Genomic DNA, 14809 nt, shown 5'->3' with positions numbered 1-14809 from the left:
TTGACAGGGACTCGGCGGGGTACCGCTAGACCCCGGTCACTGGGACCGGCCCTGTGTGGAAGGAAGGCCACCATGAGCACATTCGATCCGTGGAACTACCGCGAGGATGCCGGCTACACCCAGGGCACCAACATCGTCGGGTACAAGATCGCGGCCACCGACGGCGACATCGGCAAGGTCGACAAGGCGACGGACGACGTCGGCGCCGCGTCGATCGTGGTCGACACCGGGCCGTGGATCCTCGGCCGCAAGGTCCTCCTGCCCGCCGGCGTCGTCCAACGGATCGACGACGCCGACAAGAAGATCTACGTCGACCGCACCAAGGACCAGATCAAGGACGCCCCCGAGTACGACCCGGACACGTCCGACTACGACGACCGCGACTACCGCGACCGTCTGGGCAACTACTACGGCGACTACTACAAACGCGGCATGTAACACCAACACCTCGCGCCGGCCTCCGCTGAGGCCGGCGCCACTGCGCGCCTCCTCAGAGAATGCCGCGGTCGGCGAAGGCCTTCTGTACCGCGGCGGCCTGGGTGGCGCCGTACATCGACTGCGCGGTCGCGACCGTGTGCCGGGCCGCGGCTGCGAAGCTGGTGTCCGGCGCGAAGCCGAACTGTGCGTCGACAATGATGCGGTCGGCAACCGTCGGGCCGAGCGCTGTACGAATCTGGAACAGTGCCTGCGACCAGATCTCGCCGTCGGCGTGCACCTCTCCTTCGACGTCCTCCGGGTAGTGCTTGCCGGCATCCAGGCGACGCAGGCAGTGCGGAACCGTCGACGTGTACGAAACCGAGTCCCAGTCCGCCACGCACACCAGCGGCGCCTTCACTGGTACGCCGTACTTCTTCGCCACCCAGTCGCCGACGGTCACCGAGAAGTAGTCGCCCCACGCCTCGCCGATCGAGCCGGCCTCGAGTGAGGCGCCGAAACCCGCCACCTGCGCGTCGTGCACGGCATGTCCGGTCTCGTGCACGATCACCTCGCCGTCCTCGGCGTCGTCCACGCCACCCTTGCCCAGCGTGATCGTGTCGTGCTTGTCCCACGAGAACGAGTTGTCCACGCCGTACTGATCGACCTTGTAGTCCTGGCTCTCGGCGTTCACCGGCGGCAGCTCGCTGCCGAAGCCGAGCGACTGCAGGTACTTCTGAGCCTCGGTTCCCCAGAAGTACGCCATCACCTGCTCGAACTGGTCGTCGTGCCGGTTGTAGTAATAGGTCCCGTTGGCGGTGTACGCCGGGGTGCCGGTCGTACTGCGGACGTTCGCCCACTTGCCGCGCAGGTAGCCCGAGCCGTCGAGGTCGGTCAACGTGACCTCGTAGTACTCGCCGCGGGGAACGGCCGTCGCGGAGTCCTTCTGGTCAGTGAGCGTCTGGTCGCCACTGGACTGCACTGGGTTCGGTATGAAGACCAGCGCCTTCGCCGTGGTGGCGCCGGTCGGCTGCTTCGCACTGGCGACGGGAGCTGTCAGCCCCGCCAGAGTAAGCGCGGCAGTCGCGGCAAGGGCGACAGGTGTGGTCCAGCTCTTGGGCGCCATCGGAGTCTCCATCTCGACGCAGGGGACTTGCCAGCACAACGTAAGTCGCGCCCTTGCGGGGAGGAAGTGGCCGGGTTCAAGGTTCAGGGATTCCCTGCGTCGACCGTCACCCACAGCCAACGGCGGCCCCGCCACAGTGACCGTGGTGACGCCGTAGCTCAGGAGCGTCGTCAGGTGAGTTTCAGGGTGTGGATCATGGCCTCGAAGTCGGTGAAGAACTTCGGTGCCCCGGAATCGCCTTGCGGGCTCCTGGCCCAGGCCAGCAGCGTTCTGTCGCCGAGGTCGATGACGGCGATGCGGAGGACCAGGTCGGGTTGGAGGCCGAAGCAGACTTCCCGCGGGGTGGTCGGCGCGGGGCAACCCAAGGTGCCGTCGAGTCCTCGTGAGGTGGTGCCGGTCAGCAAGATCGTGGCGTGACCGCCGACCGTTGTCGTGCTCTCGTCAGCGAGCGTGCCGCCGGCGTCGACCAGCCCGCGGAGATATGCCGGGTAGTCCTTGGGCAGTGGCGCTGGAGTGGTGCTGTCCGGGTGGTAGACCACGACCGGGAGCAGGAACCTCATGCCGCCACTCCCGCTGACTGCGTTCCAGCTGATCAAGTTCTTGGTGTCCTCGCTCGGCTGAGGTACCAGCGAAGCGGGCAGCGTGACTGTCAAGGGCAGGGAGAATGCCCGGCTGGTGAACTGGGCTGGACTGGACGACGCGGCAGGCGACGACGTGACGGTGGTCGGTGATTCGCTGGTCCCGCCGCAGCCGGCCAGCGCGGTCAGCAGCACGACAGCGGTGAGTGCTGAGGCTTTCGAGCGGAACGGTCCGCTCATTCTCTTTCCCTTCGTCACTGTCGCCAGACAGATGCCTGCTGCGTCCAGGTACTGCTGCGACTGTGCGCTCAATTGCCGGCGATCACCAGACGCGGATGCCGTCTTCCACAAACAGTGCTCAGGCGTAGGAAGGTTTCGGTGTGTGGGAGGTGGCGGGCGGGGCTGTCCGGTGCAAGTGTGGTCGGCAGGCGCCTGCACGTATTCGTGCAGGCCAGTGCCGTTGGGCCTGGGGGACTTTCGGCGCCGGAGGGTATCGACGGTGCAGTGGAAATGTGTCGCCGGGTGCGGCCAAGCCCTCGACGTACTTGGGGGCTGTGATGAGCAAGTACTGGGCTCTTCCGATCGCTGCCGCGCTGGTGCTTGCGGGGACAGCGTGCGGTGGCAAGGCGGAGAAGACCGAGACTGTCGACACGTCGGCGCCGGTGACGTTGAAGCTGGGAACGGCCGACGACGACAGCCGGCCGGGAGGGCTCGCGATCGTACAGTTCGTCGAGCAGGTCAGGACGTTGTCCGGCGGGAAGCTGCTGATCTATCCGGTGTGGGAAGCGCAGGGACACGACGTACAGCAGTGGGACCAGGTCGTCGCACGGATGCTGAAGGACCGCAAACTCGACCTGGCCATGATCCCGAGCCGGACCTGGGACACCGAAGGGGTGACGTCCCTGCGTGCGCTCGGTGCACCGTTCCTGGTGACCTCGGATGCGCTGGCCGACGAGATCGTCACCAGCAAGGACCTGTCCGCCGAGCTGATGGCGGGCCTGGACAAGGACGGGGCGACCGGTCTCGCGCTGATCCCCGAGAGCCTGCGCCACCCCTTCAGCTTCGGTCCGGCGCTGGTCACCCCGGTCGCCTTCAAGGGCAAGGTCATCCGCGCGGCGAAGTCGGACCTTGGTGATGCCACCATCCGTGCGCTCGGCGGCAAGCCCGACGACCCGGTGGGCGACGCCATCGGAGCCGGCGTCCGGGACGGAACCCTCGGCGGCGCCGAGACCGGCTTCGTCTTGTCCGACACCTTGCCGGTGCCAGGGACCGCGGCCGCCAACGTCACCTTCACCACCAAGGTGAACACCCTGGTGGCGAACTCCGCCGCCCTCAATGGGCTGTCGCCCGAGAACCAAGCCGTCTTGCGAAACGCCGCGACCGCGACGCTTCAGTGGGCGCTCAGCCACCGCACCACAGAAGCCGCCAACGCAGCAGCCTTCTGCAACCGCGGCGGCAAGATCGTCACCGCGACACCCGCCAACCTCCAGGCCCTCAGCCAGGCCGTACGACCCCTGTACACCCAACTCGAGCAGGACGCGGACACCAAGTCGATGATCGACCGCATCCGCACCCTGAAGCAGTCCGTACAAGTTCCCCGCACAGGAGTCGCCACACCCTGCTGATCCACGCCCCCATCACCGAAGGCATCAGCCCCCAGCAGGCGCGGCCCGCACGTCCGTGGTGTCACGGTGCAGACCGAGGGGGACGTCAGGCCAGCTCGGAGAAGAAGGCGGTGAGGTCGTCGGCGAGCAGGTCCGGTTCCTCGAGGGCGGCGAAGTGTCCTCCGCTGGGCATGGGGGTGTAGCGGGTGAGGTTGTAAGTCCGCTCGACCCACTCGCGGGGCGGCCGGCCTCCGAGGTCGTGTGGGAAGACCGCGATCGCGGTCGGCACCTCGACACGTTCGACGCTCGGCCTGATTCCGTGCTTTCGCTCGTAGTAGGGCCGGAACGAGGTCGAGATCGTGTTGGTGAACCAGTACAGCGACGCTTGGGTCAGGAGGAAGTCGTCGCCGAACCGGCCGGCGGGGTCGCCGCCGCAGTCGCTCCACGCCCGGTACTTCTCGAGAATCCAGGCGAGCAGGCCCGACGGGGAGTCGGACAGGCCCTGGGCGAGGGTCAGCGGGCGGGTCTGCTGCTGATGGGAATAGCTGCCCTCCGCGTCGAACCAGGCCTTCTCTGCTGCCAGATAAGCGCGTTCTTCGTCGGTCAATCCTTCCGGGTCGTAGCTTTGCGGTCCGGCGGCGTCCAGGAGATGTACGCCGACCACTGCCTCCGGGTGAGCCTGTGCGAGCAAGCTGGACTCACCAGCACCGAGGTCGGATCCGTGTACGCCGTACCGCTCGAAACCGAGGCTGTCGTGCATGAGCCGGTGCCAGATGTCGTGGGTCAGCGGGGCCTTGCCGAGGGTGGGCCGCTGCGGAGACAGTCCGAACCCGGGCAGGCTCGGGATGACAACGGTGAAAGAGTTCTCCGCGCTGCCGCCGTACCGCGAGGGCGAGGACAACCGGTCGGCAAGGCCGGTCAGTTCGAGGAACGAACTGGGCCAGCCGTTGGCCAGCAGGAGCGGCAGTGCTCCGTGGCGCTCGGCGTCGAAACGCAGGTAGTGAACGGACGTGTCGCCGACGTCGGCGAACCCGGACGGCAGGGCGTTGATCGCCGCTTCGTGTTCGCGCCAGTCGTACGCCGTGGACCAGTAGTCGACCAGTCGACGCAACTCGTCGCTGTCGGTACCGGCTTTCCAGGCGTCGACCGGCCATCGCCTCGCCCACCGCGTACCGCGCAGGCGTGCGCGGAGGTCGTCGAGGTCGGCGTCGGACACCGTGAGTACTCGTTGGGGGTCGGGCATCTTCTGCATCCTTTCTGTCGACACCATTGAAAGCTAACAGTGGTGTCGATCATTCGCAACACCAGTAATTGTGTACAGTGGTGTCGTGGATGCATTGGACGTGATCCCCGAGTTCCTCAACACGGTCGACCAGCGATCGTTCAGCCGGCACGGCCGGACCCACGTCGGCGATGAGCGGCTGGCGTCGCCGGGGGACTTGGCGGACTGGCTGGCGGAGTACGACCTGCTCGTGGCCGGTGATGAGTTGGGAACGGAGGATCTGGCGGCCGCCATCGCTCTTCGTACGGCACTGCGTCAGTCGCTCTCAGGTGAGGTCGATGCGACGACGGCCTTCGCGGCGTATCCGCTGCAGCTCGCCCACGACGATTCGGGTGGGCTGCGAATCGCGGCTCGGTCGGGAAGGCCATGGCTCGACACCATCCTCGAGACCGTGGTCGTGACCGTGGGCCGCGGAGACTGGAGCCGGGTCAAGCTTTGCGCGGCGCCGGATTGCCGGTGGGCTTTCCACGACACGTCGCGCAGCGGTCGAGGGCGCTGGTGCGACATGAATGTCTGCGGCAACCGCCACAAGACCCGCGTCTACCGCGAGCGCCGCCAGCAAGCCGGATGATGTGGAAGGAGAACCCGTGGCCCACGAGAACCTGGAGTCCACGTACCTGGCCTACCTCGACGCACTGAACGGCCGGCGGTTCGACGAACTGGACCGCTATGTGTGCGACGAACTCGTCTACAACGACAAGCTGCTGACCCGCCCCGAGTACGCCGACATGATCGCGGCGGATGCTCGTGCGGTCTCGGATCTACGCTTCGAGGCTCACCTGCTGTCCACTAATGGTGACCTGGTGGCCTGCCGGCTCTGGTTCGACTGCACCCCGACGAGTACCTTCCTCGGCCTTGAACCGACAGGGAGGGCGGTCTCCTTCGCCGAGCACGTCTTCTACCGGTTCGAGGGCGGACGGATCGCGCACGTCTGGTCCCTCATCGACCGCGACGCGGTCGCGTCCCAATTCAGCTCCTAGCCCGGCGCGGCCGGCGATTTGGTGCGGATCGCAGCCACGCTGATAGTTGCCTGCGGCTCCTGTCACTCCGAAATCCCGCGGTGCAGTTTGGTTCGGGTCAGATTCTTCCGTCGCGATGGGCCTGGTAGGCGGTGGGCACCTTCGGTCGGAAGCCGAGGCTTCGAGCGAGGGAGATATCCATGTGGCCTTGCCAGGGGTTGGGCAGGGCCTCGCCGGACGACTCGTAGGTCGAGCCGACGAGTTGGGCCATTTCGTAGGCAGTGAGGGGTGAGTCGTCGGCGATGTTGACCGTCTGTCCGTCCAGTTCGCCGGCCAGGGCGAGATTGGTCGCGGTTGCGATGTCCTCGTGATGGATGACGCTGAGTTTGCGCGCGGGATGCCATCCCATCTCGGCCAGTTGGTGCGGGGCCGCTTCGAGATGACCGTCCTGGTCTCCGTACACGAAGGGGAAGCGGAGGATCACCCAGTTCAGTCCGCTGGCGCGGAGTTCCGCCTCGGCCTTGATCTTGCTGGCCGGGTAGGCGTGCGTCGCCGTCGTGGCGTCGGTCTCGCGACCAGGGTGGGTGAGTTCTGGACCGTAGACGTTGGAGGTACTGGCCAGCAGGAACCGGGCCTGGGGATTGATGGCTTGCGTCGCGGCGATCAGGTTGCGGGTCCCGTCCAGGTTGACCGCCCAGATCCGCGCTTCGTCCGTGGTGCGGAACACGGCGGCCAGGTGAACGACGGCCGTGACGCCGACCAGAGCCTGGGACAGTGTCTCCGGACGCAGAATGTCTCCCTCAACCGGCTGAATTCCTTCCGGTACGGTCTTTCCGGGGCGCACGAGCGCTCGGCAGTCGGTACCGTTCGCGGCGAATCGCTTCAATAGACGTGAGCCGACCAGACCGGTGCCACCGGTGACGAGGATCGTCATGGTTACTTGTTCTCCGTTCTGTGGTTGACAAGTCGTTGGGTGGCTTCGCTGAGTACGCGCTGGGCGGTTGCCAGGTCGGTCGGATCGACCCCGGCGAAGGCGACGGTGGTGATCAGCTCGATCGGATCCGGGATCGTGCTCCAGAGATCGGTACCGGCCGCCGTGATGCGCAGGACCTTCTGGCGCTGGTCCGCATCGTCGGCAAGCTGTTCGATCAGCCCCTTACGGACGAGAACGCCGGTGATCGTGCTGAGGGTCGCGCGCTCCACTTCGAGCAGGCGGGTGACCTCACGCTGGTTCAACGGCCCGTTGATGGCGAGCAACTGCAGCACGTACCACTGGGTGTGCCCGAGATCGTAGGGACGCAGCACCGAATCCATCAGCGCCCGGCTGGCCAGGAAATATCGCTTGGCCCAGACCCCAGCACCGTCCAGATCAGGAGTTTGTATTCTGTTAGCCACCTAACAATCCTGTCAGGCAGCTAACAATTAATCAAGGACCGATGGCCGCGAAGCCTCCGCGACCAGACACCCCAAATGACAACAGCTGAACCCACGAAACGCAGGTTCAGCTGTCGCCGATGACTTGAGACATCCCAAGGCGCGCCCGGCAGGATTCGAACCTGCGACCAACGGATTAGAAGTCCGACGCTCTATCCAGCTGAGCTACGGGCGCATGGCCGGGTGGGGGACCGCGGCACGGATCAGAGTCTCTCAGATCCGGGGGCGATCGTGCTTGTGGGTTACCGGGTGGGTTGGGTGGGGTAGGCGTACGTAGTACGGGAAAGATCGGGAAACACGCGCGGGGGCGCGCACGGGGAGTGAGAAGCGTGGACTGTCGTTCCATCCCGGTAACGCTGAGTGGGCTGTCCTGCCGCGGTGTGGGCTCTACAACTAGGCTGCGGGCATGAGTTACCCCTCAGGAGGCCCGGCCGAGTCGCCACAAGCGGCGGCGGGGCCGGCTTACCCGCCCGGTGGCCCCCAACCGCAGCCGAACGTGCTCGGGACACATCCGGTCCCCGGTCAGCGGCGTAACCAGGGGGTGCTGATCGGTGTCGTGATCGTGGTGGTGTTCGCCGTCGCGGGGCTGCTGATCTTCGGGATCGTGGCCAGGGCGACCGGTCTCGGCGGGTTCGCCTGGGGGTTGCTGTTCGCGTTCGTGCCGGTCGTACCGGTGATCGCGGTGTACCTGTGGCTGGACCGGTACGAGCCGGAGCCGGCGAAGTACATCATCTTCGCGTTCTGCTGGGGTGCGTTCATCGCCACCCTGGCCGCCATCTTCATCAACACCCAGGTCGCCGACCTGCTGCACGAGGCGCACAGTGGCGGGAACCGGTCGGCTGTGTTCGTCGCACCGGTGGTCGAGGAGTTCGCCAAGGGATCCGTGATCCTGCTGCTGGCGCTGGTACGCCGTAAGGAGTTCGACGGGATCATCGACGGACTCGTGTACGCCGGCATGGTGGGCGTCGGCTTCGCCTTCACCGAGAACATCCTCTATATCGGCCGCATCTTCGACGAGCTCTCCAAGGAGTCCGGCAGCGCGGCCGGCCTGCGCGGCGCGTTCCTGCTGTTCCTGCTGCGGTGCCTGGCGACCCCGTTCGCCCACCCGCTCTTCACGTCGTTCACCGCGATCGGCATCGGGGTCGCGGTCAGACATCGCAGTACTGCGGTGCGCTACCTGGCGCCGATCGTCGGCTACCTGACCGCCGTACTGGCACACGGGCTGTGGAACGCCGGTGCCAGCTGGGCCGGCGGCGGCTTCATCGCCGTCTACGTGATCCTGATGTTCCCGCTCTTCGCCGCGATGGTGGCGTTCGCGCTGGTGATGCGGTCCCGCGAGGGGCAGATGATCGCTTCGCGGCTGTACGACTACGTGCGGTTCGGCTGGCTGATCCCGCAGGACGTGCCGCTGATCGCCACCTTGCGGGGTCGCAAGGCGCTGCGGCAGAACGCGAAGCGGTACGGCGTACAGGCTGAGACCGCGGCCAAGGCGTTCCAGCACAACGCCACCGAGCTGGCATACCTGCGGGACAAGATCGTCCGCCAGGTGATCGGGCCGGAGGCGCTGGAGACCGAGAAGCAGTTGCTGGACGAGCTGCGCAACCGGCGGGCGAGCGTGCCGTTCCCGCCGATGCCGGCGTTCGCCCAGGCGGTACCGCAGGGGCCTGGTGGCATGTACGCCGCTCCGATGGGTCCCGGGACCGGTCCGGTCGGGCCTGGTCCGGTGGGGCCTGGTCCGGTGGGGCCTGGTCCGGTGGGGCCTGGTCCCGGGGGTGGGGGATATCCGGGGGGTACTGGTTATCAACCTGCCCAGCCGGGGTATCCCTCGGGGCAACCCAGCTACCCTTCGACCCAATCCGGTTACCCACAGGGACCCCCTGGAGCGCAAGGATCGCCGGGAGGATACGGTCCGTATCCACCGTCGCAGTGAACGCCACCCGTCCAAGCCGCCAAACGGGGTCAAGATGACTTTGCTTCTGCGCTGTCCGACCGGGCACTCTGTGCTCGTGGGCGGAAGCCGTGGCTGACACCAGGTCAGCAGCAGGCGAGGGTTCGGAACCGCGGGTTCCGGCCCAGGCAGAGCCTGCCCACGAACTGGCGAACCTGATCGCCGAATCGGATGCCAAGGGCAAGGGCTTCTGGCGCCGCCTCCGCAAACCCAAACCCGGTACGACGCCCGCCGGCGCACCCGAGTCAGCAGAGACCCCGTCACCCGCCGGTACGCCGGAGGCCGCGACCCCACCTTCGCCCAACTCCACCCCGGCCACCGAGTCGGCCACCGACCGTTCCGAGTCGGCCGGCGACAAGCCAGGGTCGGCCACTGACCAGTCTTCGTCGACGACCGGCCGGCCAGAGTCCACTGCGGACTCGTCCGGGGCGGCTACGGACCACGCCCAGGCGGCAACTTCCGGGGTCAAGTCGGCAACCTCCGACACGGACTCGGTGACGGACACCTCCGGCGCGGCGAGCGACAAGGCGGATTCGGCTACGGACGAGGCTGGGTCTGTGACGGGCGAGGTCGGCTCGGATGCGGATTCAACGGACGGTGCCGAGGTCGGTGCGAAAGGCGAGTCGTCTGATGCGGAGAACGCTGCTGCGGAGGCCGGGAAGGCTGATGCTGAAGGTGCCGCGGAGCCGGTGAAGGCGGACGATTCGGATGTCGCGGTTGAGGCTGAGAAGGCAGGTGACGCTGAGCCGAGCGCTGAGGGCGGGACGTCTGCCGAGGTAGTGGCGGAAGGCAACGAGTCTGCGGACGAAGAGGCGGACGAGTTGGAGCACGACCGGCCGACGGTTGGTGTGGTGTACGAGCCGGAAGAGTCGCCGGACGGGTTCCCGCTGGAGTATGGCGACATCATCATCGGACTCCCGAAGCCGGTCGAACTGAAGAAGAGCAAGCCGAGCCCGGGATCATCCGCCGAGACGAGCCCCGAGAAGACCGCCACCTCGCCGGAGGATGCCGACGATCACCCCGATGAGGACGAGCCGACCGCTGACCTGACCGAGCCCACGGGCGAGCCGAACGAGCCCACAGGCGAGACCGAGTCCGCAGGCGATGCCGCGCCCGCGGCTGGTCAGACGGAGCGCACGGTCGAGGCCGAGCCGCCGGCTGAGCAGGCTGAGGAGGCGGAGCGCACGGTCGAGGCCGAGTCGGCGGATGAGCAGTTCGAGCTGACGGGTGAGACCGAGCCGGCCAGTGAGCAGATCGAGCCCGCAGGCGGGGCCGAGCCGGCCGCTGAGCAGGTCGAGCGCACGGGTGAGACCGACGCTCCGGACGAGCAGGCCGAGTCCGCGGCCGAGGCCGAGGCTCCGGGTGAGCAGGCTGAGCCCACCGGTGAGACCGAGTCGGTGGGTGAGCGGGCCGGGATCGTGGACGAGGGTGGCGAGCAGGTCGTGCCGGCCGGTGAAGGTGCCGGGGTGGTGGATGAAGGCACCGAGGCCCAGGCAGGGTCCGATGGCAGCGACGCGGAGAACGCCGACGCTGAACACTCGGAGCAGGTCTCCGGGGACGGCGAACCGGTGGCTGAGGGTGCGGAGGTCGGGCCTGCCAAGGCTGAGGGCGAGGCGGATCATGCTGACGCCGAGAGCGGCGCAGTAGCGGGTGATGCCGAGAAGGCTGAATCCGCGGCTGAGCCGGAGAAGGCGGAAGCGGATGGTGCCGATGCGGGGCCTGAGGGTGAAGCTGAGGCGGCCGTAGACGGCCAGCGCAGCGCCGAGAGCACCGACCCAGAGAAGCCGCGTGCCGAGGTCGCCGACCCGGAGAAGCTGAACCCCGTGAACGCCGACTCGGAGGGCCTGAGCACCGGGAACGCTGACCCGGAGGATTCGAGCGCGGACAGCGCCGACTCGGAGGACCTGAGCACCGGCAACGTTGACCCGGAGGGTTCGAGCGCGGAGAGCGGCGACTCGGGGGACCTGAGCGCTGGCGACGCTGTCTCGGAGGATTCGAGTGCGGAGAGTGGCGACTCGGAGGATGCGGGCGACCGTGCTGAGGGCGTAGTACTGGATGAAGTTGCGGCGGCGGAGAAGTCTGCTGCTGAGCAGGCTGCTATGGCGCTGATCACTGCCCTGATGCGTCTGCGTGGGGCTCTGGCGAGTAGCAAGTTGCCGATTGATGTGGTCGGGGCTGACGAGGCTCGCCAGCAGCAGAAGGCGATGCTGGATCAGCTGGACGACTACATCCTGCCGCGGCTCGTTCAGCTGGAAGCTCCGGTGCTTGCTGTCGTCGGTGGTTCGACCGGCGCGGGCAAGTCGACGCTGGTGAACTCGCTGATCGGGCAGGTCGTGAGTGAGCCCGGCGTACTGCGGCCGACCACGCGTTCACCTGTGCTGATTCACAATCCGGTCGACGCCGAGTGGTTCACCGGCGACCGGGTGCTGCCCGGCATGGCCCGTTCCACCGGCGAGAAGCCCGGTGGGATGGAGGATCCCGGCCAGATCCGTTTGGTTGCCGCCGACACCGTTCCGCAGGGCCTGGCGATTCTGGACGCACCGGACATCGACTCGGTCGTCGAGGCGAACCGCGAACTCGCCACCCAGCTGCTCGCTGCCGCGGACCTGTGGTTGTTCGTCACGACCGCGGCCCGGTACGCCGATGCTGTCCCGTGGGAGTTCCTGCAGAGCGCGTCGGACCGCAGTACTGCGGTCGCGGTGGTGCTCGACCGCGCTCCGGCCGACACGATCGACGACATCACCGGGCACCTGGCGCAGATGCTGCTCGAGCGCGGCCTGGGTGACTCGCCGCTGTTCAGTATCAAGGAGACCGTTGTCGACAGCAACGGCATGCTGCCGGCCGAGACCGTTGCCTCGATCAAGGACTGGCTGATCGACCTGGCTGCCGACGCCGAGGGCCGGTCGGCCGTAGTACGGCGTACTCTGCACGGCGCTGTCACCGCGATGACGAAGAAGACCCCGGCGTTCGCGACGGCAGTGCGCGCTCAGGCGGACACGGTTGTCGAGCTGCGGGCGACGGCGGAAACGGCGTACGAGCGTGCGGTCAAGGACATCGCGAAGGCGACCCAGGACGGCACGATGCTGCGCGGCGAGGTGCTTGCCCGCTGGCAGGAGTTCGTCGGCACCGGTGAGTTGCTGAAGGGTCTGCAGACCAACGTCGGCCGCCTGCGCGACAAGGTCCGTACTGCGGTGGTCGGCAAGCCGCCGCCCACGCGTGACCTCAACGACGCGGTCGAGTCCGGGCTGGAGTCGTTGCTGCGCGAGCATGCCGAGGCGGCAGCCGAGCGGGCCGAGGAGTCGTGGCAGTCGTTGGCTGCCGGGCGTCAGTTGCTCGCTGCGGGGGACAAGGACATGGGCCGCATGTCCAAGGAGTTCCCGGCCGCGGCGAGCCGCGCAGTACGGGAGTGGCAGGGCTACGTGCTCGACCTGGTCCGCAAGGAGGGTGCGGACAAGCGGTCCACGGCCCGGATCCTTGCGTACGGCGTCAACGGGCTCGGCCTCGCGCTGATGATCGTGATCTTCGCCCACACCGCGGGACTGAGCGGCGCCGAGGTCGGTGTCGGCGCCGGGACCGCGGTGGTCGGGCAGAAGCTGCTGGAAGCCGTCTTCGGTGACCAGGCGGTCCGGACCCTGGCCGCGAAGGCGCGCGCCGATCTGGACGGTAGGGTGCATGCGTTGATGGATGCCGAATTCGCCCGCTACCTGGCTGTGCTCGACCAGCATCCGGTCGATCCCGACGCACCCAGGCGACTGACGGAGGCCGCGCGCGCGGTGGAGGACTGCACGTGACGGGAATTGTGGATACGGTCAAGGGCCTCGTGCGGGGCTCTACCGATGTCCTGACGAAGATCGAGGCACTCGAGGACGCAGCGGAGGCCGGCCAGGGCCGGCTGGATCCCGTAGTACTGAGCGAGGCCTCGCAGATCGTGGACCGGGCCGGCCAACGGCTGCGGATGTCCGGCGATCTCACTGTGGTCGCGCTGGCCGGTGCGACGGGTTCCGGCAAGTCGTCGCTGTTCAACGCGCTCACCGGGCTCGACCTGGCAGCCATCGGTACGCGCCGGCCGACCAGTTCCATGCCGCTGGCCTGCGTGTGGGGTGAGGAGCCCGCCGGTGAGTTGCTGAACTGGCTGGGGATCCCGCGGCGTCACCAGGTCGCGCACCGCAGCTCGCTGGAGGACGCGCAGTCGGAGGATCTCGACGGCCTGGTGCTGCTGGACCTGCCGGACCACGACTCCACCGAGGTGGAGCACCGGCTGATCGTGGACCGCCTGGTCGAGCTGGTCGACGTACTGGTCTGGGTGGTCGATCCGCAGAAGTACGCGGATGCCGCCCTGCACAACCGCTACATCAAGCCGTTCGCGTCGCACTCGTCCGTGATGGTGTTCGCGCTGAACCACGCCGACAAGCTGACCGACGAGCAGCGCACGAGCTGTGTCAGCGACCTGACCCGGTTGCTCAAGTCGGACGGGCTGAAGTCGCCGTCGATCGTCGCCACTTCCGCGGTGAGCGGTACTGGTCTGGACGACCTCCGCGCCCTGCTGGTGAAGCGGGTCAACGCCAAGCGTGCTGCCCGCGAGCGGCTCGCCGCCGACGTCGACCGGGTGGCCGACCGGATGGCGAGTCAGTGCGGCAACGCCAAGACGCCGGAGATCGCCAAATCCGACATCGCCGAGCTGGTCGAGGCGCTGTCCGACGCATCCGGTGTCCCCGTGGTCGTCGAGGCCGTACGCCGGTCGTACCTGCAGCGGGCTCGTGCAGCGACCGGTTGGCCGGTCACCAAGTGGCTCGGGCGGTTCAAGCCGGACCCGCTGCGTCGGCTCCACCTGGACCAGGGCAGCAAGCAGCAGGGCAAGGCAGCGCGCAAGACGGCATCCAACGAGGTGTCGATCGCCCGGTCTTCGTTGCCTGCGGCAACACCGGTGCAGCGTGCGCGGATGGACACAGCGGTTCGCAACATCACCAACAAGGCAGCGTCCGGCCTGTCACGCCCATGGGCAGACTCGGTCCGTACTGCGATTCGCCGGCGCGAGGAATCGCTCGGGGACGAATTGGACCAGGCAGTAGCTCGCACCGACCTCGGGGCCAACACCAGCCCGGGTTGGTGGGGTGCTGCGCGGTTCCTGCAGTGGGTGCTGTTCCTGGTCGCGCTCGGCGGTGCTGTGTGGCTCGCGCTGGTCGGGTTCCTGCAGGTGGGCGACCTGGTGCTGCCGAAGTGGGAAGGCGTTCCGTACGCGACGATCATGCTCGTCGGTGGTGTGGTGCTCGGCCTCCTGGTGGCCGTCGCGTGCAGGCTCTTCGCCAGCAGCGGAGCGAATCGCAGAGCTCGGCTGGTCGCGAAGGCTCTTCGTGCCGAGCTGGAGAAGGTTGCCGACAGCCACGTAGTTGCACCGGCGCGCGAAGAGCTCGAGGCCTACACGCTCTGCCGCGACAAACTGGCCATCGCGCGCCGCTGACCAGTC

The 14809-nt window shown here is 67.4% G+C and carries 12 protein-coding genes and 1 tRNA gene; 7 read left to right on the top strand and 6 right to left on the bottom strand.

Annotation, left to right across the window (positions count from 1 at the left end):
• Positions 1-72 precede the first annotated feature (72 nt).
• Positions 73-438: a PRC-barrel domain-containing protein gene (locus tag EV138_RS06610; protein ID WP_133977528.1), complete on the top strand. Its 366-nt coding sequence runs from the start codon at positions 73-75 to the stop codon at positions 436-438.
• 52 nt (positions 439-490) lie between these two features.
• Here the strand turns inward: EV138_RS06610 and EV138_RS06605 are convergent, their stop codons facing one another.
• Together EV138_RS06605 and EV138_RS06600 are read right to left on the bottom strand one after the other, a co-directional pair.
• Positions 491-1540 (bottom strand): M4 family metallopeptidase, encoded by a 1050-nt coding sequence (locus EV138_RS06605; protein WP_133977527.1) that lies wholly within the window; start codon positions 1538-1540, stop codon positions 491-493.
• Between the two features lie 170 nt (positions 1541-1710).
• A complete protein-coding gene (locus tag EV138_RS06600; RefSeq protein WP_133977526.1) occupies positions 1711-2358 on the bottom strand; it encodes a hypothetical protein in 648 nt (215 codons plus the stop codon).
• Between the two features lie 317 nt (positions 2359-2675).
• Here EV138_RS06600 and EV138_RS06595 point away from each other — a divergent pair, with 317 nt between their 5' ends.
• Positions 2676-3743: a TRAP transporter substrate-binding protein gene (locus EV138_RS06595; protein WP_133977525.1), complete on the top strand. Its 1068-nt coding sequence runs from the start codon at positions 2676-2678 to the stop codon at positions 3741-3743.
• A gap of 85 nt (positions 3744-3828) precedes the next feature.
• Here EV138_RS06595 and EV138_RS06590 read toward each other — a convergent pair whose 3' ends face one another.
• Positions 3829-4965, bottom strand: a complete 1137-nt coding sequence (locus tag EV138_RS06590; protein WP_133977524.1) for an epoxide hydrolase family protein — start codon at positions 4963-4965, stop codon at positions 3829-3831.
• Between the two features lie 85 nt (positions 4966-5050).
• On the opposite strand from EV138_RS06590, the gene EV138_RS06585 reads away from it, so the two are divergent.
• Positions 5051-5575 (top strand): CGNR zinc finger domain-containing protein, encoded by a 525-nt coding sequence (locus EV138_RS06585; protein WP_133977523.1) that lies wholly within the window; start codon positions 5051-5053, stop codon positions 5573-5575.
• A gap of 16 nt (positions 5576-5591) precedes the next feature.
• Positions 5592-5984, top strand: coding sequence for an ester cyclase (locus EV138_RS06580; protein ID WP_133977522.1), 393 nt, complete (start codon positions 5592-5594; stop codon positions 5982-5984).
• Positions 5985-6081: 97 nt separating this feature from the next.
• Here the strand turns inward: EV138_RS06580 and EV138_RS06575 are convergent, their stop codons facing one another.
• The 3 genes from EV138_RS06575 to EV138_RS06565 all read right to left on the bottom strand — a co-directional run bounded on the left by EV138_RS06575 (position 6082) and on the right by EV138_RS06565 (position 7572).
• Positions 6082-6897: an NAD-dependent epimerase/dehydratase family protein gene (locus EV138_RS06575; RefSeq protein WP_133977521.1), complete on the bottom strand. Its 816-nt coding sequence runs from the start codon at positions 6895-6897 to the stop codon at positions 6082-6084.
• 2 nt (positions 6898-6899) lie between these two features.
• The gene (locus EV138_RS06570; RefSeq protein WP_202866636.1) at positions 6900-7358 is read right to left on the bottom strand and encodes a MarR family winged helix-turn-helix transcriptional regulator; all 459 of its coding nucleotides are present in this window, start codon (positions 7356-7358) and stop codon (positions 6900-6902) included.
• 140 nt (positions 7359-7498) lie between these two features.
• Positions 7499-7572 (bottom strand) — tRNA-Arg (locus EV138_RS06565).
• Between the two features lie 231 nt (positions 7573-7803).
• Here EV138_RS06565 and EV138_RS06560 point away from each other — a divergent pair.
• From EV138_RS06560 to EV138_RS06550, 3 genes are all read left to right on the top strand, one after another.
• Complete coding sequence (locus tag EV138_RS06560) at positions 7804-9327, top strand: PrsW family intramembrane metalloprotease (protein ID WP_133977520.1); 1524 nt, start codon at positions 7804-7806, stop codon at positions 9325-9327.
• 89 nt (positions 9328-9416) lie between these two features.
• Positions 9417-13136 carry a dynamin family protein gene (locus EV138_RS06555; protein ID WP_133977519.1) on the top strand — a complete coding sequence of 1240 codons (3720 nt, stop codon included), beginning with the start codon at positions 9417-9419 and terminating at the stop codon, positions 13134-13136.
• The gene (locus tag EV138_RS06550; RefSeq protein ID WP_166678513.1) at positions 13133-14803 is read left to right on the top strand and encodes a GTPase; all 1671 of its coding nucleotides are present in this window, start codon (positions 13133-13135) and stop codon (positions 14801-14803) included. The genes EV138_RS06555 and EV138_RS06550 overlap by 4 nt, the downstream gene beginning before the upstream one ends.
• Positions 14804-14809: the final 6 nt, after the last annotated feature.

It is taken from the genome of Kribbella voronezhensis (assembly GCF_004365175.1).
GTDB classification, from domain to species: domain Bacteria; phylum Actinomycetota; class Actinomycetes; order Propionibacteriales; family Kribbellaceae; genus Kribbella; species Kribbella voronezhensis.
The sequence above is the reverse complement of the archived record's forward strand: the minus strand, read 5'-3'. Positions and strand labels throughout refer to the sequence as shown.